Source organism: Sphingomonas sp. CFBP 13728 (genome assembly GCF_014841895.1).
Lineage (GTDB): Bacteria > Pseudomonadota > Alphaproteobacteria > Sphingomonadales > Sphingomonadaceae > Sphingomonas.
On record NZ_JACYUS010000008.1, the window covers coordinates 43,448 to 60,566 of the forward strand.

Annotated in this window: 18 protein-coding genes; 8 read left to right on the plus strand and 10 right to left on the minus strand. The window is 63.8% G+C overall.

Annotation, left to right across the window (positions count from 1 at the left end; translation table 11 throughout):
* Positions 1–231: 231 nt before the first annotated feature.
* Together IFT67_RS18975 and IFT67_RS18980 are read right to left on the minus strand one after the other, a co-directional pair.
* A complete protein-coding gene (locus IFT67_RS18975) occupies positions 232–2,151 on the minus strand; it encodes a M61 family metallopeptidase (protein ID WP_197983169.1) in 1,920 nt (639 codons plus the stop codon).
* A 23-nt stretch (positions 2,152–2,174) separates the two neighbouring features.
* A complete protein-coding gene (locus tag IFT67_RS18980) occupies positions 2,175–3,170 on the minus strand; it encodes an NAD-dependent epimerase/dehydratase family protein (RefSeq protein WP_244647559.1) in 996 nt (331 codons plus the stop codon).
* A gap of 41 nt (positions 3,171–3,211) precedes the next feature.
* Between IFT67_RS18980 and IFT67_RS18985 the strand changes: the two genes are divergently transcribed.
* Positions 3,212–4,096: a LysR family transcriptional regulator gene (locus tag IFT67_RS18985; protein WP_192239662.1), complete on the plus strand. Its 885-nt coding sequence runs from the start codon at positions 3,212–3,214 to the stop codon at positions 4,094–4,096.
* A 412-nt stretch (positions 4,097–4,508) separates the two neighbouring features.
* Here the strand turns inward: IFT67_RS18985 and IFT67_RS18990 are convergent, their stop codons facing one another.
* Positions 4,509–5,402 (minus strand): LysR family transcriptional regulator, encoded by an 894-nt coding sequence (locus IFT67_RS18990; RefSeq protein WP_192239663.1) that lies wholly within the window; start codon positions 5,400–5,402, stop codon positions 4,509–4,511.
* Positions 5,403–5,501: 99 nt separating this feature from the next.
* On the opposite strand from IFT67_RS18990, the gene IFT67_RS18995 reads away from it, so the two are divergent.
* The 3 genes from IFT67_RS18995 to IFT67_RS19005 are packed head-to-tail and all read left to right on the plus strand — an operon-like array spanning position 5,502 to position 7,504.
* Complete coding sequence (locus tag IFT67_RS18995; protein WP_192239664.1) at positions 5,502–6,143, plus strand: NADPH-dependent F420 reductase; 642 nt, start codon at positions 5,502–5,504, stop codon at positions 6,141–6,143.
* 40 nt (positions 6,144–6,183) lie between these two features.
* Positions 6,184–6,684 carry an SRPBCC family protein gene (locus tag IFT67_RS19000; protein WP_192239665.1) on the plus strand — a complete coding sequence of 167 codons (501 nt, stop codon included), beginning with the start codon at positions 6,184–6,186 and terminating at the stop codon, positions 6,682–6,684.
* Positions 6,685–6,730: 46 nt separating this feature from the next.
* Positions 6,731–7,504 carry an SDR family oxidoreductase gene (locus IFT67_RS19005; protein ID WP_192239666.1) on the plus strand — a complete coding sequence of 258 codons (774 nt, stop codon included), beginning with the start codon at positions 6,731–6,733 and terminating at the stop codon, positions 7,502–7,504.
* Positions 7,505–7,825: 321 nt separating this feature from the next.
* On the opposite strand, the gene IFT67_RS19010 is transcribed toward IFT67_RS19005, so the two are convergent.
* The 3 genes from IFT67_RS19010 to IFT67_RS19020 all read right to left on the minus strand — a co-directional run bounded on the left by IFT67_RS19010 (position 7,826) and on the right by IFT67_RS19020 (position 10,411).
* Positions 7,826–8,491: a glutathione S-transferase family protein gene (locus IFT67_RS19010; protein WP_192239667.1), complete on the minus strand. Its 666-nt coding sequence runs from the start codon at positions 8,489–8,491 to the stop codon at positions 7,826–7,828.
* Between the two features lie 103 nt (positions 8,492–8,594).
* Positions 8,595–9,350, minus strand: a complete 756-nt coding sequence (locus tag IFT67_RS19015; RefSeq protein WP_192239668.1) for an SDR family NAD(P)-dependent oxidoreductase — start codon at positions 9,348–9,350, stop codon at positions 8,595–8,597.
* A gap of 149 nt (positions 9,351–9,499) precedes the next feature.
* Positions 9,500–10,411: a LysR substrate-binding domain-containing protein gene (locus IFT67_RS19020; RefSeq protein ID WP_192239669.1), complete on the minus strand. Its 912-nt coding sequence runs from the start codon at positions 10,409–10,411 to the stop codon at positions 9,500–9,502.
* Positions 10,412–10,654: 243 nt separating this feature from the next.
* Between IFT67_RS19020 and IFT67_RS19025 the strand changes: the two genes are divergently transcribed.
* Together IFT67_RS19025 and IFT67_RS19030 are read left to right on the plus strand one after the other, a co-directional pair.
* Positions 10,655–11,398 (plus strand): SDR family NAD(P)-dependent oxidoreductase, encoded by a 744-nt coding sequence (locus IFT67_RS19025; RefSeq protein WP_192239670.1) that lies wholly within the window; start codon positions 10,655–10,657, stop codon positions 11,396–11,398.
* Positions 11,399–11,433: 35 nt separating this feature from the next.
* Positions 11,434–11,754: a hypothetical protein gene (locus IFT67_RS19030; protein ID WP_192239671.1), complete on the plus strand. Its 321-nt coding sequence runs from the start codon at positions 11,434–11,436 to the stop codon at positions 11,752–11,754.
* Here the strand turns inward: IFT67_RS19030 and IFT67_RS19035 are convergent.
* On the minus strand, positions 11,696–13,126 hold the full coding sequence (locus IFT67_RS19035) for an MFS transporter (protein ID WP_192239672.1): 1,431 nt from the start codon (positions 13,124–13,126) through the stop codon (positions 11,696–11,698). The two genes, IFT67_RS19030 and IFT67_RS19035, sit on opposite strands and share 59 nt — an antisense overlap.
* An 80-nt stretch (positions 13,127–13,206) precedes the next feature.
* Entirely contained in the window at positions 13,207–13,953 is a 747-nt protein-coding gene (locus IFT67_RS19040; protein ID WP_192239673.1) for an SDR family NAD(P)-dependent oxidoreductase, read from the minus strand.
* Positions 13,954–14,119: 166 nt separating this feature from the next.
* Between IFT67_RS19040 and IFT67_RS19045 the strand changes: the two genes are divergently transcribed.
* Positions 14,120–15,010 (plus strand): AraC family transcriptional regulator, encoded by an 891-nt coding sequence (locus IFT67_RS19045; protein WP_192239674.1) that lies wholly within the window; start codon positions 14,120–14,122, stop codon positions 15,008–15,010.
* Between the two features lie 52 nt (positions 15,011–15,062).
* On the opposite strand, the gene IFT67_RS19050 is transcribed toward IFT67_RS19045, so the two are convergent.
* Together IFT67_RS19050 and IFT67_RS19055 are read right to left on the minus strand one after the other, a co-directional pair.
* On the minus strand, positions 15,063–16,052 hold the full coding sequence (locus IFT67_RS19050) for a saccharopine dehydrogenase NADP-binding domain-containing protein (RefSeq protein WP_192239675.1): 990 nt from the start codon (positions 16,050–16,052) through the stop codon (positions 15,063–15,065).
* Positions 16,049–16,228 (minus strand): hypothetical protein, encoded by a 180-nt coding sequence (locus IFT67_RS19055; protein ID WP_192239676.1) that lies wholly within the window; start codon positions 16,226–16,228, stop codon positions 16,049–16,051. The genes IFT67_RS19050 and IFT67_RS19055 overlap by 4 nt, the downstream gene beginning before the upstream one ends.
* Between IFT67_RS19055 and IFT67_RS19060 the strand changes: the two genes are divergently transcribed.
* Positions 16,227–17,114, plus strand: a complete 888-nt coding sequence (locus tag IFT67_RS19060) for an AraC family transcriptional regulator (RefSeq protein WP_192239677.1) — start codon at positions 16,227–16,229, stop codon at positions 17,112–17,114. The two genes, IFT67_RS19055 and IFT67_RS19060, sit on opposite strands and share 2 nt — an antisense overlap.
* Positions 17,115–17,119: the final 5 nt, after the last annotated feature.

The following is a 17,119-nucleotide window of genomic DNA, read 5'->3' on the forward strand; positions in this document are numbered from 1 at the left end:
CCAATAACGTTCGGGACTGGCCGCGTGCCAGCCCCGAAAGAAAAAGGGTAGCATAACGCGCCCTGCCCTACGGCTTCCGGCCAGACCCAATAGCGGCCGCTCGGCGCCGGCTTCGCGGTCCCCAACTCCGGACAGTTATTCATATTGCCTCACCGGCAAAACTGCGCGCGCAATTATCCTTGGGCGTAAATCTAAGACCTCGTTGGAGCAAGAGAGTGGCACACCGCGCCTTCATCGCGCAGCGAGTAGCGCAGTCAGCCCATCCCGATGACCGGGGACGCGTGTCAGGTGGGGGTATCGCAGTCCGCCACGATAATCGATCGTTCGTGTCACGGAATTTCCGTCGTGCTGCCAGGTGAGCGCAATCGGGTTCGCTGGGGTATTCCGTACTGCATCTTGGAGCGCGCCACGTGTGTATGGCGCCCCCGTGACCGCCGTAATGTGATCGCCGGGAGCCATCCCTGCGCGGAACGCCGGCCCGGCCCAATTCACCGCGCGCACCTTCCCGTCATCTGCAACCGTCAGGCCGATCGAGTATGAAAGGTCCGCTCCTCCGAGTTCCTGCTCGTTCTGCTGGAATGTTAGCGTCGGCTCTGCATCATAGGTGAGACGCCATCCATGCCGCTTGAGCCCTTCGGACGGGTCCATTTCCCCATGTCCTTCGATCCAGCGGTTGATGAAGCTCGGCCAGGCGAATGGCGCAACGCGTTGCAGAGCAGCGCAGAGGTCGTCGAAGGTATAGGTGCGAACAGGATGCTCCGCCGAGGCACCTGCGAGGAAATCTCGCGCGAAATCATCGACTCCACGGTGCCCGTGGGTCTGTTCGCGTAACAGCGCATCGATGTCGAGCCACAGCATCACGCCTTCCAAGTAGTAATCCTTGCGCCGCTGCCAGTCGCGCCAAGGGACCGATTGGCGGAGCATGAATGACGGGTAGTTCACGTCGTCCGACAGCGACCGCCATGCGCGTCCCGGTCGATTGACGACCTCGGCCGCATCGAGCGCAAGCTTGTCGAGCGTTTCCTCGCGGCTCCGCAGCCCCGAACGAGCGGCGAGCACGCGCGCCCAGAACTCGGTCTGGCCTTCGTACATCCAGAGCAGGCTGCCGCTTTGCGGAACATTGGGAGTGGGTGCCCACAGGTCCGCGGGCACGCGGTAGAGGCCGTTCCAAGCATGGACGAACTCGTGCGCGACGATGTCGCGATTGTTGAGCTGCCCGGCCCAATCGCGGAAGTAGGACGAGGCCATGCCGATTTCGGCCGACGCCCGGTGCTCGGTGCCGCCGGACGAGCCGTCGTCGCTCATCCGTGCCAGCACCTCATAGCGGCTGAACGGCGGCGGGCCGAATACCGCGCCCGCCTGCGTTACCATGCGACGCAGATCCGCGATGCGATCGGGGGGAACGGCAAGATCGCCGGCTTTTGTTGCAACGAGGTCGAGCGTTACCGCGCCTGCGCCGTCTTGTGCGAGCGGCACGCGTGCGGCGTGACGTCCTGCGAGGACCGGCGAGTCGAGCAACCGCTCCAGAGAAACCGGTTTAAAGCTAAGCTTGCCTTCTTCCGGATCGGCAACGTCAAGCGACGAAAATGCGCTCAATCCCGTCGGCAGCATGACCGACGGTGCTACCGCGATATTTCGAGCGTACCACCCGGCCGGGTACAGCAGCAGGTGCTGCCAAGCCACGGCGACCACGTCGCCCGACAGTCGATCTTCATCCGCGATGATCTGGAAGCTTACGTCGATCGTCTTGGTATCCTCGGGAACTTCCAGATGAAACGCGTGCGGCTCGATCGCGTCCCGCCGCCACGCGATCGGTTCTCCGTTCGCCGATACCGTCAGCCCGGCCAGCTCGGTAACGGTGAGACTTGGCCCGTGGCTTGCCGCCTCCCAGCGTGGGTAGAGCAGCGTCATCGCGCCCGCGTGTTGCACCGGCACGCGTTCGTGGACGACGAACACCCTGTGCGCCACGTCCCGCGCGTCCACTTCCAGCGCGATCGTCCCTCGGAACGGGTGATCGACGGGGGAAGTGATCGGTGTTCGATCGAGCGTCTGGACGGGAAGGTCCATCCGCGCCGCTACCTGTGGTGCGCCGGCAGCAGCGCCGGTTGCGCACAGCACAGCCGCCGCACCGGCCATTTTCCATTTTTGCATAACCGTCGCTAGCTCCGTTCTTCTCACTCGTAGCCTCCTGATCGACCGCCCGCAAAAGCGTGAACGGTCACGGGCACGCCGACCTCGAACGGAGTCGGGTCGAAGACGAAGCGGCGAGCAAACTTGCCGCCGTCGACGACGTAAGAGCGGTCCCAGGTAAAGCCGACATCGGCGACTTCCTTGGCAAAACGGTAGAACAACCCTAGCGGACGCAGCAGAGCCAGCGGTACGCCCCACACCCGCAACGTGTAGCCACGAGCGGCAGCTGCCATCGCCAGCAGCGCACGCGGCGTGCGGGTCGGCGCGCAGGGCATATTCCAAACCTGATCGAAATCCTCGTCCGGCGCATCCAGCAATAGCACTGTTGCGCGGGCGATATCGGGCACATACGCGAAGTCGTGCGGCGTGTCGGTCGGCACTAGCATCTGCGCGGGCTTGCCCTTCGCGATTTCACCGATGGCGAGCGCACCAAGGTGCGACACCGTTACGCCAGGTCCGTAGAAATCAGTGCAGCGCAGCGCCGCCACATGCACCCGGCCGCGCGCCGACTGCCAGATGCGCGTCACCTCGGCCAGGATCACGGGTTTTTCACCGACCTTGGTCAGCGGCATCTCCTCCGTGCGCGGCGTAGTCTGCGGTCCGAGCTGATAGAGGTTATCGATAAATACCAACCGCGCGCCGGCGACCGCACATCCCTCAACCATGTTGGTCATCGCCCGCGGCCAAACGGTGCGCCACAGCCGCGAATCGTAGGCAAAGCCGACTGCCAGAACCGCCTGCGCGGCACCCGCGAGCGCCGCTCGGACATCGGCGGCGTCGAGGACGTCACACGGCATGTGCTCGACGTTCGCAGGAAGGTTCGCAGGTAGGCGGCGCGTCGCGATTCGCACGCGGTCTCCACGAGCCACCAGTTTCTCGACAATTGGCCGGCCGACCGCCCCGTATCCGAACACCGTGATTTGCTGTGTCATCGTTTGTCTCCGTTGCCGTACGACCGAATTAATCGATCGCAACAACATCGAAAATTGCCCAAGAACGTTGATCCGCTATACAAAAACCAATGAGCGACGATCCTGATTGGGCCCTCTACCGCACGTTGCTCGCCGTTCTTGATGAAGGCTCGCTGTCTGCCGCTGCTCGCAGCCTTGGGCTCACGCAACCCACGGTTGCGCGTCATGTCGACGCGCTAGAGGCGGCTCTGGGCGCCGACCTGTTCGTCAGGTCGCAGCGCGGGCTGGAACCCACTGATCTTGGCCAATCGCTCCGATCGCATGCGCAGATTATGGCGACCACGGCCGCCGCGCTGCTGCGCACTGCCAGCGGTACGCTGGGTAGCGTCACAGGAACGGTGCGGATCAGCGCCAGTGACGTCGTCGCCGTCGAACATCTACCGCCGATTTTGACGCTGCTGCGACGCGACCATGCGGCACTTGTGGTCGAGTTGATGCTATCGGATCGCGTCGACGATCTGCTCGCGCGTGAGGCCGACATCGCCGTTCGCATGACCGAGCCCACACAGACCTCTTTGCTCGCGCGCCGCCTCCCGCCTGTCGAACTCGGTTTTCACGCACACCGAAGCTATCTAGACCTGCGTGGAACGCCGGCCAACATGGAAGAACTCGCCGCCCATGACCTGATCGGGCATGACGCCGAAACGCCGGCGCTGCGCGCGATGGTCGAGCAGCTTCCGCCCCTTGATCGGCACGGCTTCGCGTTAAGGACAGACAGCAACCTTGCCCAGCTTGCTGCTATTCGCGCAGGGTTCGGCATCGGCCTGTGCCAATCCGCTGTCGCGCAGCGCGACAAGGCCTTAGTGCGCGTTCTTCCTGCAATTGCACTACACCTGCCGATTTGGATCGTCATGCATGAGGATCTAAAGACCAGCGCCCGCTTCCGCACCGTGTTCGACGCCTTGGCTAACGGGTTGGGCAACATGACTGTCTAACGTTCCTTGCGGAGCTGGCGCCCGATCGATGCTATCCCCCTCCTACGCTGGACGGCGCGGCACCGTAAAAGACCCAAAAAGTTGCCATTCCCGAAGCCTTTCCGCGTTCCCAACTTCCGACATCCACTCATCAGTCCGCGACCAACCGGCAGCGCTGCGGGAGCGGGCGGAAGGTGGGACAAACCCGTCGTTGAGTAGGGCGACAGCGAACGACCGTTTTGGGGTGAAGCGGCCGTTCGCGGCAACGAGCTGTATTCGAAGGAAGGGCATTTCCCGACGAACCATCGTGTTCGGTAACGTGGGAAGTCCCCAGCTGCGGCCATACCGCGCCGCTCGTTCGATGCCCACTTTGTAGGCATCGGCAGCGGAGTTCACCTCACCGGAGTTGGAACGCGTACCATCGAGTCTGCTGTCAGTTCTCCTTCCGCCGAAACGCCGCAACGAATGCGCCCATGACTGCGGCGAGCGCCGATCCTGCAGGACCCGGCGCACGCAACATCCACACGGCCCAAGGAGGCGGCGCGTAGGTTTCGAGCACCATCACGAGACCGCCAGAGGCCAGGAGCGTCGCCGTGCCTTCCGAGCCAGCCTGCACGATGCCTGCTCCGAGCGCCGCAGCTGCGCGCATGGCGTCTGATCCGTCGACGATGAGTGCGAAGTCAGGTTGAAGACGGCGCGTGCCACTAGGTGTGCGAAACAGCCAGGGCATCATGCGCCCCGTTGCCGGAAACCGCACCCCGACCAGCCGATGTCTTACTAGGTCATCCGGCGTCTGCGGCACACCGTGCTTGGCAAGGTAAGCGGGCGCCGCGAGGGTGACGAGCGGCAACGGTGCGAGGCGCCGTGCGAGGAGGCTCGCGTCGGCGATACGTGGCGCGATGCGCACCGCGAGGTCCCAACGTCCGCCGCCAAGGTCGGCAAGGTGGTCATCGAATGCAAGCTCCACACGCAGCGCGGGATGACAATCCAGAAGCGAAGCCAGTGCGTGCAGCAGGGTCGGAGCGAGCGAGGCGGCGGCGGTCACTCGCACCGTACCCGCGACCCCGAGCGGTGCGCCGAGCCGACTGGCGGCCGCTGCGAGCGCGAGTGCCGGGCCTCGGACCTCAGCGAGGAAGCGCTCACCGTCGGGCGTCAGGGAGAGTGTGCGGGTCGATCGACGGAACAGGCGCGCACCGTGCGCGGTCTCAAAGCGCCCGACGAGGCGCGCGACGGCGGCCGGGGTCACGCCGAGCAAGCGCGCGGCGCCAGCGAAGGAGCCAGCCTCGGCAACGCGGAGAACGACGACAGCGGCACGTAGAGTGTCCATCTCTTATTCAATACATTCTGTTGGTTCACTTACAACACCACCTGTCATTCCTCGAGCGACTGTCCGCTCTTACGTTGAGGGTATCACGAGCGGAGAAAGATGATGCGCATAGGGATCGTAGGCGTGGGGCAGGTTGGGGAAACCTTGGGGTGCATCTGGGCGCGCGCGGGTCACGAGGTCGCCTTCGGGTCGCGTGACTCAGTCAAGGCCGCGGCGACGGTGAAAGGCTTGGCCGGTGCTCACGCGATGACCCAGGAACAGGCGGTGGCGTTCGGCGATGTCGTGTTGTGGACGCCGCGCGGCGTGATGCCCGCCGACCCGAACCTCCTCGCCGGAAAAATCGTGCTCGATCCCAACAATCGCGAGCCGGATCCCGGCCGCAATTACGCCTCGCCGCGTCCTAATGGGCTGAGTTACGCCGAACGGCTCCAAGCCGCCGCACCGCAGGCGCGCGTGGTGAAAGTGTTCAACACCATCGTGATGCGGGTGCTGCGGGAGACTCCCGAACGGCTGGCGGCGTCGGGCACACAGGTGTTGCTGGCCAGCGACGACGGGGAGGCGAAGACGGTGGCCGCTGGGCTGGCGGCGGACGCCGGGCTGGGTGCCGTGGATCTCGGGGGGCTCGACGCATCGTGGCTGGCCGAGGCGATGGCTGACGCGTTCCGCCAGGGCATGCGAACCAGCCCTGCCGAATGGCGCCAGGCTTTGGTGTTCGCTGACCTGACAGACCGGCCCAACTGAGATGAACCTCCGAGTCCTGCCCAAGAAGGAGCACTGACGCATGTACGACCACGTCATCTGGCCTGAGCAGTTCCACCCCAAGATCTCGGAGATCTACGGGCTGAACGATATTGACGTTGAAGCGTCCGCCGAGACGGTCTGGAAACTGCTCGTCGATGCCGAGAACTGGCACCGTCACTTCCCCCCCGAGAACCAGGTGAAGATTCTCGGCGGTGAGCGGGAACTTGCCCTCGGGACCAGGCTCACCCGTGTGACTGCGGGCTATCCGATGAGCCTTGAAGTCACCGAATGCGTCCCTGGCAGGCGGCTCGCATGGGCCACCATGGTCGACGGTGACGACACGGGCTCCACCGCCTATCACGGCTGGGTCATCACCCCCACTGCACAGGGCTGCCACCTCCTCACCGAAGAGACCGAGCAGGGTTCCTTTTTCCTGGAGATGGTCGGACGCCAGAATCCCGGCCTGCTGTATCGCTACCACCAGGAATGGGTGGAAGCCCTGGCTCGCGCGGCGGAGGAAGCCAATCGCGCCCAAGCCTGACCGACCTTCGCGCCGGCTTTCCTCTTCGAATGAAAGAATATTTGTCATGAGCAATTCCGCATCAGTGCAAGTGCCTACGCCGACACCATCGTTCGACCTCACCGGCAAGCGGGTCGTCGTCGTCGGCGGTAAGAAGGCGATCGGCCTCGGGGTCGCGCAGGCCGCCCATGCCATGGGCGCTGCCGTTACGGTCGCCAGCCGCCGCAATACGTCGGTCGAGGAACATCCGGAGCTTGCGGCGTTCGAGCAAGTCGTTCTGGATATCAGCGACGAGACAGCAGTGCAGGCCGCATTCGAGGCGATCGGGCCCTTCGATCACCTCATCGTCACCGCCGGACCGGCGCTCGGTGCTTGGGGATCGTTCATGGACCCCGACATGCGCGGCGTCCGCAGCTATCTGGAGGCCAAGTTTCTCGGCACATGGGCCTGCGCTCGATATGCCGCCCCGCACCTGCAGGCTGGCGGCTCGATGACCTTCCTGACGGGCGGGACCGGTGCCCGCGCGAAGCTTGGCCTAGCCGCGGTCACCTCAACCTTTGCGGCGGTCGAATTGCTGTCACAATCGCTCGCAATTGAGTTAGCTCCGATCCGCGTCAACACGATCCGGCCCGGCTTCATCGATACCAATTTCTGGGAAGTGCTGCCTCCGGCGGACGTGGAGGAAATCCGCGCCAAGGTACGCGCCAAGTTCCCGGCCAGGCGGTTGGGGACAGCAGGAGATGTCGGACACGCAGCTGTTTTTCTCATGACCAACCCATATGTCACCGGGACGGTACTTGAGGTCTCCGGTGGCGAGTTGCTAGTCGATTGGATTTTCTGACTTCGATTCCGCCGAAACGGGGGAAGCCTCGTCATCAACAACGATAATCGGAATAACGATTGGCGGGTTCCAGTAAAAGCCGTCGGTCACATTAACGTTACCAATGTCTCGAGTTGGTCGAAAGCTGCCGCCAGTTTCGCAGTGGCGCTGACCCATAACCGGACATTGAGAGGCTGGATGCAACGTCCCGAAAACGGTCATTCATTCAGGTGTTCAATCCAGCCAAATGTCGTGCCCCGACTTTACGGTCGCTGAGATAAATACCGGTTTGTGCCCTACCGTTTTTGGTCCGAAGCGTTAGCAAGCACGAAGGTAGCGCAGCTAGACCCGCCAATGGGGCGGATAGGCTGCGTCATAACCCTGAACTTGCTCGATCCTGTCTAGCCATGCCGAGATAGATGGGTGGCTGTTGGCAAGAGCATGAAAATTCAGCCCGAGCGCAACCGCGTCCGGCCTGGAGCCAAACCGGACGAGCATCTGGAGGATCGGCATCGTCACAATGTCGGCAGCCGAGAGTTTGCTGCCGGCGAGGTACGGTTGCTGGGTCAATACGCCTTCCAGCCAGTCCAGACTGTCGGTCGCGAGTGCTGCTGCAGCTCGCATAGCCTCGGGGTCTTTGAGGGCTTCGCCGTACGATAGTGCCCGAATAATGCCTGTCTCGATTGGCTCGCGGACGGTGTTGACCACCTCGAAGATACGTTGCCAGACCAGTCCGGTCTCTTCCGGGGTTTCACCGAACAGCGGCTGTGTTGGATGTGCGCGTTCGAGGAACGCCATGATTGCAATGGACTCGCTGATGACGACGCCGTCCGCGTTCAGCACTGGCACCTTCCCGCGCGGATTGAGCGCCAGAAATTCAGGCGTCTTGTGCTCCTGCTTGCTCGGATCGAGCCGATGCGAAACATAGGGAATGCCCTTATACTCGAGCGTGAGCATCGTGCGCCAAGCGTTGGGGCTGCCGCTGATCCAGTAGAGATCATACGCCATCGTTGGTCCTCCTGATCGAAGCGCGCGACCCGCTGGCCGCGCGATATGCCATAAACACCGGATGAATGCGGAGCACGGCGCGACGACGATGCTCCGCAGACGTTCAGACCTGCGCCTGCCCCCCGTCGGCAAAAAGTTCGGTGCCGTTGACGAAGCTGGAATCGTCAGAGGCCAGGAAGAGCGCAGCCTTGGCAATCTCTTCGGACTCGCCGACCCGGCCGAGCGGGATACGCGTCGCGAGGAAGTCGAGCATTCCTTGCTGCTGCACGGTGTCGTCTCCCGCAAATCCGAGCAGGAACGGCGTCCTGACCGGCCCTGGGCTCAACACGTTCACACGGACGCTCAGCTCCTTTAGATCGAGGATCCAGCTGCGCGCGAGGTTGCGGACCGCCGCCTTCGAGGCCGAATAGACGCTGAACGCGGCCGAACCCTCGATGCTGGCGCTCGAACCGGCGAGAATGATCGACGAGCCCTTCACCAGCAGCGGAAGTGCCTTCTGGACCGTGAAGATCACCGCTTTGACGTTGCGACCGAAGATATCGTCGACATGCTCTTCGGTGATGTGGCCGAGCGGCAGCATGCCACCGCCGCCTGCGTTGGCGTACAGGACATCGATACGACCTGCCTCTTCCTTGACCCGCGCGAAGAGCCGATCGAGATCGTCGGCGTTCGATGAATCCGCCTGGATTCCGGTGACGTTTCCGCCGATTTCGGCCTCTGCGGCACGCAACGCCTCTGGGCGACGTCCCGTGATGAAGACATGCGCGCCCTCGGCGGCGAAAAGCTTTGCGGTAGCAAGGCCGATGCCGCTGGTGGCGCCTGTGATAACGGCAATCTTGCCGTCGAGCCGGTCTGACATGGTGGGTCTCCGTGATGACTGAAGGGCAGGCCCGGTAGGTCGGGTCGACGTCCTGACACCCAAGTAAGTGGGGCCGTGACCGGCTAGAAGCGCGTCACGGTAGAGACATCATCCACCCCTGTGGATAGTCAGCCGACACGGGCCATCGTTCACCCAAACGCGACATTTTCACGCGTGAATATCTCCACCGCCCAGTCGGCGAAGACCCTGAGCTTTGCGCTCGGGTGGCGCGTCGCGGGGTAGACGAGATGGATCGGGAGTGTCGGTTGACGCCAATCCTCTAGGACCGCAACCAGCCTGCCGTCGGCGAGATGCCGCCGGGCGCTGAAATCGAAGATCTGCCCGATCCCCAGCCCGGCGAGCACCGCGTTGGTATGCGCGGTACTCTCGCTGACGCTCACAGCGGATCGTGGATTGATCTCATAAGCGTCCGCACCCCGGCTGTAGTGCAGGGGCAACGACTTGCCCGTTTGTGGAAACAGATACGTAACGGCCAGGTGGGCGGTCTCCAGATCTTGCGGATGGGTCGGGATGCCGTTTGCCGCCAGATAGGCAGGCGTCGCGCAGGTGACGGAGTTCAACGTGCAGAGCCGGTGCGCGATCAGCGAACTGTCCGGCAGTTCGCCGCCCCGGATAACGCAATCCACGCCCTCGCCCACCAGGTCGACCGGCCGGTCGCTAACGCCGAGGAACAGGTCGACCTCGGGGTACCGCGCACGAAAGTCGGGTAGTTGCGGAATGAGTACGAGGTTTGCGAGCGAGGAACCGATATCGACGCGCAATCTCCCACGCGGGACCGCCTGGGTGCCGGCTGCGGTCGCGTCCAACTCGTCCAGTTCGGCAAGCAACCGCACGGCGTGATCCCGGTACGCCTCGCCTTCCGGCGTGATCGTAAGCCCGCGCGTGTTGCGTTCGACCAGCTTCGTCTGCAGGTGCTGCTCGAGGTCCTGCAATAATTTACTGACGGACGAACGCGGCAGGTCGAGCGAGTCTGCCGCCTTGGCAAAAGATCCGGCGTCCGAAATCCGGACGAAGACCCGCATGGCGAGGAGTTGGTCCACAGGAAGGGTCCTTGCCAGGGCAGAGGCGCTCAAAGCTGCCCGGCATCCACCTGACTAGAATCATACAGGCGACCATACTACCCCGAGATGGCGCGATGCACGGTACGGAGCGGTGGGTTCGGCGCGCACGATGCCCGCCCCGGCGTTCATCGAGCAGAAATAGGCAGGATCGCGGCAGAAACACGGGCAGTCGCAAAGGCCACCCATCCGTAGACGTCTCTCAGCAACAAGCGGAGACGAACAATGACCATTGCGATCATCACCGGCGGAAGCCGGGGCCTCGGACGCAGCACGGCGCTACAGTGTGCGGCGCGCGGTAGCGGCGTCATCCTCACTTACAACAGCCACCCCGAAGGCGCCGACGCGGTCGTGCGGGCGATCGAGGCGGATGGCGGCAAGGCCGTCGCCTTGAAGCTAGACGTGTCGGACATCGCGTCCTTTCCCGAGTTCAAGCAGGCGGTGGTGATGGCGCTCGCCCAGACCTGGGGTCGCACGACCTTCGACCATCTCGTCAACAATGCCGGCTATGGCCTCTTCAAATCCATTGCCACGGTCACCGAGGACGAGTTCGACGGTCTGTTTGCCGTCCACCTCAAGGGTCCGTTCTTCCTGACGCAGGCGCTCCCGCCTCTGATCGCCGATGGCGGCGCGATCGTGAACCTCACCAGCGCGACGACCCGTGTCGCCACCGCCGGCGTGGCTCCCTATGCTGCTTTCAAGGGCGGGCTCGAGGTGCTGACCCGCTACATGGCCAAGGAGTTCGGCGAACGCCGCATCCGCGCCAACGCGGTGTCGCCGGGCCCGATCCGTACCGAACTCGGCGGCGGATTGAACGACGAGTTCGAAGCGCTGCTGGCCGGGCAGACCGCACTTGGCCGCGTCGGCGAGCCCGACGATGTCGGTCGCGTGGTCGCCGGTCTGCTCTCCGAGGACAGCGCCTGGATCAACGCCCTGACGATCGAGGTCGCGGGCGGCTACGTCGTCTGATCTCAAATTGCCGACACACTAACAAGGACGAGCCCATGCCCCGCGCAATCGAGATCACCACCTTCCGTCTGTCGAGCGGCCTGACGATGGCCGACTTCATCGCCGCGAATGCCGACATCGATCTTTGGCTCGGGATTCAGCCCGGCTTCGTCTCCCGCCATATCTGCGAGCGGGAGGATGGGTTCGTCGTAGACATGCTCGTTTGGGAATCTGCCGGGGCGGGGCATCGCGCGGCGACCGGCGTGACCACCGAGATGGCGGCCTCGCCGGTCCACGCCGCGATCGATCAAGCCTCGGTCACGTGGACGATCGCGACGGCGCGTCATATTGTCGAGCGCCCGTCCGCAGCCGGCTGATGCTACGCCAGGCGATAATGGCTGCGACGAGGGCGATCACCGCGCCCCCTGCAAATGCCGCCGGCAGCCCGGAGGCAAACCGTCCGGGCACCGCGGCGAAGGCGTAGATCGAGGTGATCGCCGCGATCCCCAGTGCACCGCCGATCTGCTGGTCCATCTGCAACAGGCCCGAAGCGGTGCCAGCATGCTCTTCAGGAACGCCGTGCAGGATCGCAACGGTGCCGGGAGCGAAGATGAAGGCGATGCCGACCGCATGAATCAGCAACGGAACGAGCACGTCCGGGAAATAGCGGCTGCTCTCCCCCAGCAGCGCAAACCCCGCCAGGCTGACCGACACGACAGTGCTTCCCGCAACCAGCAGCGCGCGGGCGCCGAAGGTCGTGATCAACCGCGGCGCGAACGCGCTGATCGCATAGACCGTGATGGTGAGCGGCATGTAGCCGAGACCGGCGGCAAGCGGCGTCCAGCCCAGCACACGCTCGAGATACTGCACGAGCAGGAACAGCACCGCGAAGTGCACGCCGACGATCAGGGCCATAACCGCGAGTCCACCGAGCCGCGATCGGTCCTGTAATAGCCGCAGGTCGAGCAACGGGGCCGGATGGCTCTTCTGGATCCGGAAGAAGACGGTCAACAGGATCGCGGCACCGACAAAGGAGGCAAACATACTCGCCGTCGCCCAACCCCTGTCGGCCGCGCTGATGAACCCGTAGACCAATGCGACCGAGCCGAACGTAGCGGTCAGCGCGCCGGCGACATCGAGGCGCGCCGGCTTCGGATGCGTCTCCTCGACGAGACGACCGATTACGATTACCACCAGAATACCGACCGGCACGTTGATCAGCAGCGCCCATCGCCAGGAAAGATACTCGGTCAGTACCCCGCCGAGGGTTAATCCGGCCGACGCGCCGATCGAGGACACCGCGATGAACAGCGATAGCCCCCGCGCCTGCTCCGCCTCGTCGCGCGCCATCACCATGACGAGCGCAAGGACGCTCGGTGCCGCCAGCGCCGCACCGATACCCTGCACCACGCGCGCCGCGACGAGGATCGATGGAGTCTGGGCCAGTCCGCCCACGAGCGAGGCGCCGACAAAGACAATTAGCCCGATCCGGAACGCTCGAACCTGCCCAAACATATCGCCGAGCCTTCCTCCGAGCAGGAGCAAGCCCCCGAAGGCAAGACCGAACGCATTGGGCACCCACGTCAATCCGGACGGGCTGAACCCCAGATCCTGCTGGATCCGCGGCAGCGCGACGACGACGATCAGGAAATCCATCGCGAGCATGAGTTGCGCTGCAAGGACGATCCATAACGCGAGCGCGCGGCGTCGCGGCGCGGGAGCGCCCCCCGCGCGAGGTAGGCTTGGCATGGTAGCATTCCAATGACACGCGGCGGTTCAGCCGGACAAGGCAAATAGAGGTCGGGGACTTTCGCCCCCGACCTTCGACGTCAGAGCCCGCGCGCGCCGCCCGTGACGCGGATGGACTCGCCGCTGATCCAGTGGGAATCGTCCGATGCCAGGAAGACCGCGGTAGGGGCGATATCCTCGGGCTCGCCGACCCGGCCGAGCGGCGTTTCGGCCAGCAACCGCTCGCGCAACTCTCCCACGAACATGCCGTCGGTACCGGGCGTATTCGTGTAGCCCGGCATGATCCCGTTCACTCGGATTCCGCGCGGGCCCAGCTCGCGGGCCAAGCCATAGGTCATGGTATCGACCGCCCCCTTCGTGGCAGAGTAGACGGAACCGCCGACGGACGGATGCGTGCTGACGATCGAACCGATGTTGACGATGCTGCCGCCACCCTCACCGAAATGCTTCACAGCTTCGCGGATCGCCAGGAAGTAGCCCAGCACGTTGACGTTGAACTGCTCGTGAAACGCGTCCTCGGTCAGGTCGGTCACCATCTGAAAAACCGCGAGGCCGGCATTGTTGACGAGCACGTCGATCTTGCCGTTATCGGCGACGACCGTATCGAACAGACGCGCGACGTCAGCCGACTTGGACATGTCCGCCTGTGCTGCGAATGCCTTACCCCCGGCCTTCTCGATCGACGCAACCACGGCATCGGCGCCATCCTTGCTGTTGCGGTAGTTCACGTAGACGACGGCGCCTTCCGCACCGAATGCTTCGGCGATGCCGGCGCCGATGCCGCTCGAGGCGCCGGTGACGATGGCGACTTTTCCGGTAAGTTTCATGGGAACGTCCTTCTTTTATCGGGAGAGGATGCGCGCGACGGTATCGCTCGCCTGCTACCCAAAGATGGGCGGTCGGGGTCCCGGACCCATGCCGGTTATTCTCTACTTCTTGCCCGATCTTCTCACGCCGGGTTGTTTCGCCGTTCGACCGCGCCACCTCGGTCTCATGACAACAGCGATGGACGAGTTGCGCGGCATCGTGATGCGCGCAGGAAACCGATGGACCGACACCGGGATCCCCCGCGTGCAAATGGTGCGATCCGAAGGCTGCGCCGACCAGGTCTACGAGCCGATGCTGCATCTCGTCCTGCAAGGCTTCAAGAGCCTGTCGATAGGCGACCGGAACCTGCGCTTCGAAGAAGCGACCTATTTCGTCGTGCCGATCCATGTGCCCGCGACCGGCGAAGTCCAGCCCGACGGCGCGGAGCCCTATCTCGCCGTCAGCCTGAAGCTGGATACGACGCTCATCGCCAATCTGATGGAGGAGATACGTCCAGGGACCACGCCGAACCCGAGCGGCTTTGCGGTGTCGACCGCAAGCCCTGAGCTGATCGACGCGTGGCTGCGCATGATGCGGCTGATCGACCGGCCGGATGAGGCGCCGATCCTCGCAGCGATGATCGAGCGCGAGATCCTATTCCGCGTGCTGATCGGCCCGCAGGGCGACAAGCTGCGCGAGGTCGCATGCGCCGACAGCCGGCTGGCGCAGGTCCGGCCTGCGATCGAATGGATCCGCGACAATTATGCCGAAACCATTCTTGCGGAACCGCTCGCCGGAATGACGGGAATGAGCGTCGCCGCCTTCTATCGCCATTTCAAGGCGGTAACGTCGATGGCGCCGATCCAGTATCAGAAGCGCCTGCGTCTGCTGAAGGCGCGGCGCCTGCTGTTGTTCGAGACGCATGACGTGGGAAAGATCGCCTACGCGGTCGGCTATGAAAGCGCGTCGCAGTTCAGCCGCGAATATGCGCGGATGTTCGGCATGCCGCCGGGGCGCGATGCCGCGCGCTTCAGGGTAGCGGCCCCTGCTGAGGAAACTTTAGTCGCTGCATTGTAAACGCGGTGCGACGGGGGGCTGGGCACACCCCCGCCCCCCGCCTCTAGATCGATCAGAGATCGACGATGCTGGTATCGGCAATCGTCTCAGCAAAGCCGTCGCCAAACAGACCTGCCGGCGTCTGGAAGCCAGGACGGGCCTCGCCGTTCAGCACCCGGCGAGCGGCCTCTGCCGCGGCGACCGTCGTGAAGGTATAGCCGTTGACCGTTTCGAGCACCGAGCGAACCACCGTACCGTCTGCGCCGGTCACCTCGACTGCGGCATGATAGCGGCTGGCTTCGCGCTCCTTGAGCGACGGGCCATCTGGCATCGCGGACAGGTCCCCTTCGGGAAACGCGGTGTCGGTCAGATACACGAACGTCTCGATGTTCGGGATGCCCGTGGCGCGCCAGATCGTGATCAGGTCGGGGAGCGTCACGGGGAAGGACGTCGCAGGCCCATTGCCGAAATCGAAATCGCGGACGTCCTCGGGTCTGCGGCTGACCAGTTCGCCGTCGACGCGGTGGAGTAGCTGGGTATTAAGGTTCTCGCTTGCCGAGACCGCCGACCCGCGCGAAAAGCCGCCCGCCACGTGCATGGCGACGCTGACGCTCCGCGGGTGGGTGACACGCTTGACCGCATGGGCGGCGAGCGATCCCAGCATCGCGACACTGCCACCGCTGCCCGGCAGGAGCATCACGCCCGCGGCGGTAGCGGCTTCATCGAGCTTTTCGGCAAGCTGGTAGCTGTCCAGTTCCGCGGCGATGTCGAGATAGTGAACGCCGGCTACGATGCATGCCTGCATCAGCGGCTCGGCAGTACGCATGAACGGCCCGGCGCAGTTCAGCAGCGCGCCAACGCCTTCAAAAGCTGCCTGTGCCGCAGCGACGTCATCGACCGCAAACAGGCGGTATTCCACGCTCAGTTCGCCAGCCAACGCGACGAACTTTGCCTTGTCCTGCTCGCGGCCCGCGATCACCACTTCCACGCCTGCGTTCTTCGCGTTGATGGTGGCCATCCGACCCGTGTATCCAGCGGCACCGTAGATCATCAGCTTCGTCATAACGGCAACTCCAGTTTTTGTGCGAACCCACCGCCGAGCCGGTCATTTTCGATCACCGCGGCCTGCAACTCAGATAGGCTCGGCCTGCATCGGCTGCCTTCACGATCCTCTTCGAAACCTGCCTGATCCTGCTCATTGCTTGGTACGCATCCGCGCATCGGGTACGAGCGGCGCATGAACACGAACCTCGAGGAACTGCGACGACTGGCCGCCCGCGCGCAAAACCGTGCGACGCCGACCGGTATTCCGCGAGTTGCGATGGTCCAAGGCGAAATCCCCGAACACAAGCTTGCCGCAGTCTATAGCCCGATGATCAATCTCATCCTGACGGGCTCGAAAACGATGACGGTTGGAGAGCGCACCTTTCGCTACGACCCCGCGACCTATTTCGTGATGTCCGTCGATCTTCCAGCGGTCGGGTCCGTACATCCGAACGACGTCGGCGACCCCTATCTGGCCGTAAGCCTGACGCTTGAGCCGGCGATCGTAGCCAATTTGCTCGCCGACTTGCCCAAACCGTCCGGCGGCGAACTCTACAGCTCCGGCTTCTCTGTTGCGCCCGTCACCGACGAACTACTCGACGCCTGGGTCCGCATGCTGCGCCTGATGGAGCGGCCAGCCGATATCCCCGCGCTCGCACCTGCCTACGAACGAGAACTCCTCTACCGCGTCCTTCAGGGTCCGCAGGGCTGGATGCTGCGCGATATCGCTGCCCCTGGCACTGCGCTCTCACGGATCGGGGTCACCATACGCTGGATCCGCGAGAACTTCACGACGCCGCTGAGGGTAGAGGCGCTGGCGTCAATGGCGGCGCTGAGCATCTCGGCCTTTCACCGCCACTTCAAGGCAGTGACCGCGCTTAGCCCGTTGCAGTATCAAAAGCGGGTCAGGCTGCTGCATGCACGCAACATGCTGATCGCAGGCGAAGGCAATACAACATCGGTGGCATTCGGGGTCGGCTACGAAAGCCCCACGCAGTTCAGCCGGGAATACTCCCGTTTCTTTGGGCTACCGCCTTCTAAGGACACACGGCAGATCGTGCGAGCACTACGGCCGATATAGAGCCA

Excerpts from the sequence above, each read along its gene's own strand:
- IFT67_RS19010 (WP_192239667.1), bottom strand. The coding sequence starts at position 8,491 with ATGGCGTATGATCTCTACTGGATCAGCGGCAGCCCCAACGCTTGGCGC.
- IFT67_RS19005 (WP_192239666.1), top strand. The coding sequence starts at position 6,731 with ATGAGCAATTCCGCATCAGTGCAAGTGCCTACGCCGACACCATCGTTC.
- IFT67_RS19045 (WP_192239674.1), top strand. The coding sequence starts at position 14,120 with ATGACAACAGCGATGGACGAGTTGCGCGGCATCGTGATGCGCGCAGGA.
- IFT67_RS18975 (WP_197983169.1), bottom strand. The coding sequence starts at position 2,151 with ATGCAAAAATGGAAAATGGCCGGTGCGGCGGCTGTGCTGTGCGCAACC.
- IFT67_RS19050 (WP_192239675.1), bottom strand. The coding sequence starts at position 16,052 with ATGACGAAGCTGATGATCTACGGTGCCGCTGGATACACGGGTCGGATG.
- IFT67_RS19035 (WP_192239672.1), bottom strand. The coding sequence starts at position 13,126 with ATGCCAAGCCTACCTCGCGCGGGGGGCGCTCCCGCGCCGCGACGCCGC.
- IFT67_RS19055 (WP_192239676.1), bottom strand. The coding sequence starts at position 16,228 with ATGCGCCGCTCGTACCCGATGCGCGGATGCGTACCAAGCAATGAGCAG.
- IFT67_RS18990 (WP_192239663.1), bottom strand. The coding sequence starts at position 5,402 with ATGGACACTCTACGTGCCGCTGTCGTCGTTCTCCGCGTTGCCGAGGCT.
- IFT67_RS18995 (WP_192239664.1), top strand. The coding sequence starts at position 5,502 with ATGATGCGCATAGGGATCGTAGGCGTGGGGCAGGTTGGGGAAACCTTG.
- IFT67_RS19000 (WP_192239665.1), top strand. The coding sequence starts at position 6,184 with ATGTACGACCACGTCATCTGGCCTGAGCAGTTCCACCCCAAGATCTCG.
- IFT67_RS18980 (WP_244647559.1), bottom strand. The coding sequence starts at position 3,170 with ATGTTGTTGCGATCGATTAATTCGGTCGTACGGCAACGGAGACAAACG.
- IFT67_RS18985 (WP_192239662.1), top strand. The coding sequence starts at position 3,212 with ATGAGCGACGATCCTGATTGGGCCCTCTACCGCACGTTGCTCGCCGTT.
- IFT67_RS19030 (WP_192239671.1), top strand. The coding sequence starts at position 11,434 with ATGCCCCGCGCAATCGAGATCACCACCTTCCGTCTGTCGAGCGGCCTG.
- IFT67_RS19025 (WP_192239670.1), top strand. The coding sequence starts at position 10,655 with ATGACCATTGCGATCATCACCGGCGGAAGCCGGGGCCTCGGACGCAGC.
- IFT67_RS19040 (WP_192239673.1), bottom strand. The coding sequence starts at position 13,953 with ATGAAACTTACCGGAAAAGTCGCCATCGTCACCGGCGCCTCGAGCGGC.
- IFT67_RS19060 (WP_192239677.1), top strand. The coding sequence starts at position 16,227 with ATGAACACGAACCTCGAGGAACTGCGACGACTGGCCGCCCGCGCGCAA.
- IFT67_RS19015 (WP_192239668.1), bottom strand. The coding sequence starts at position 9,350 with ATGTCAGACCGGCTCGACGGCAAGATTGCCGTTATCACAGGCGCCACC.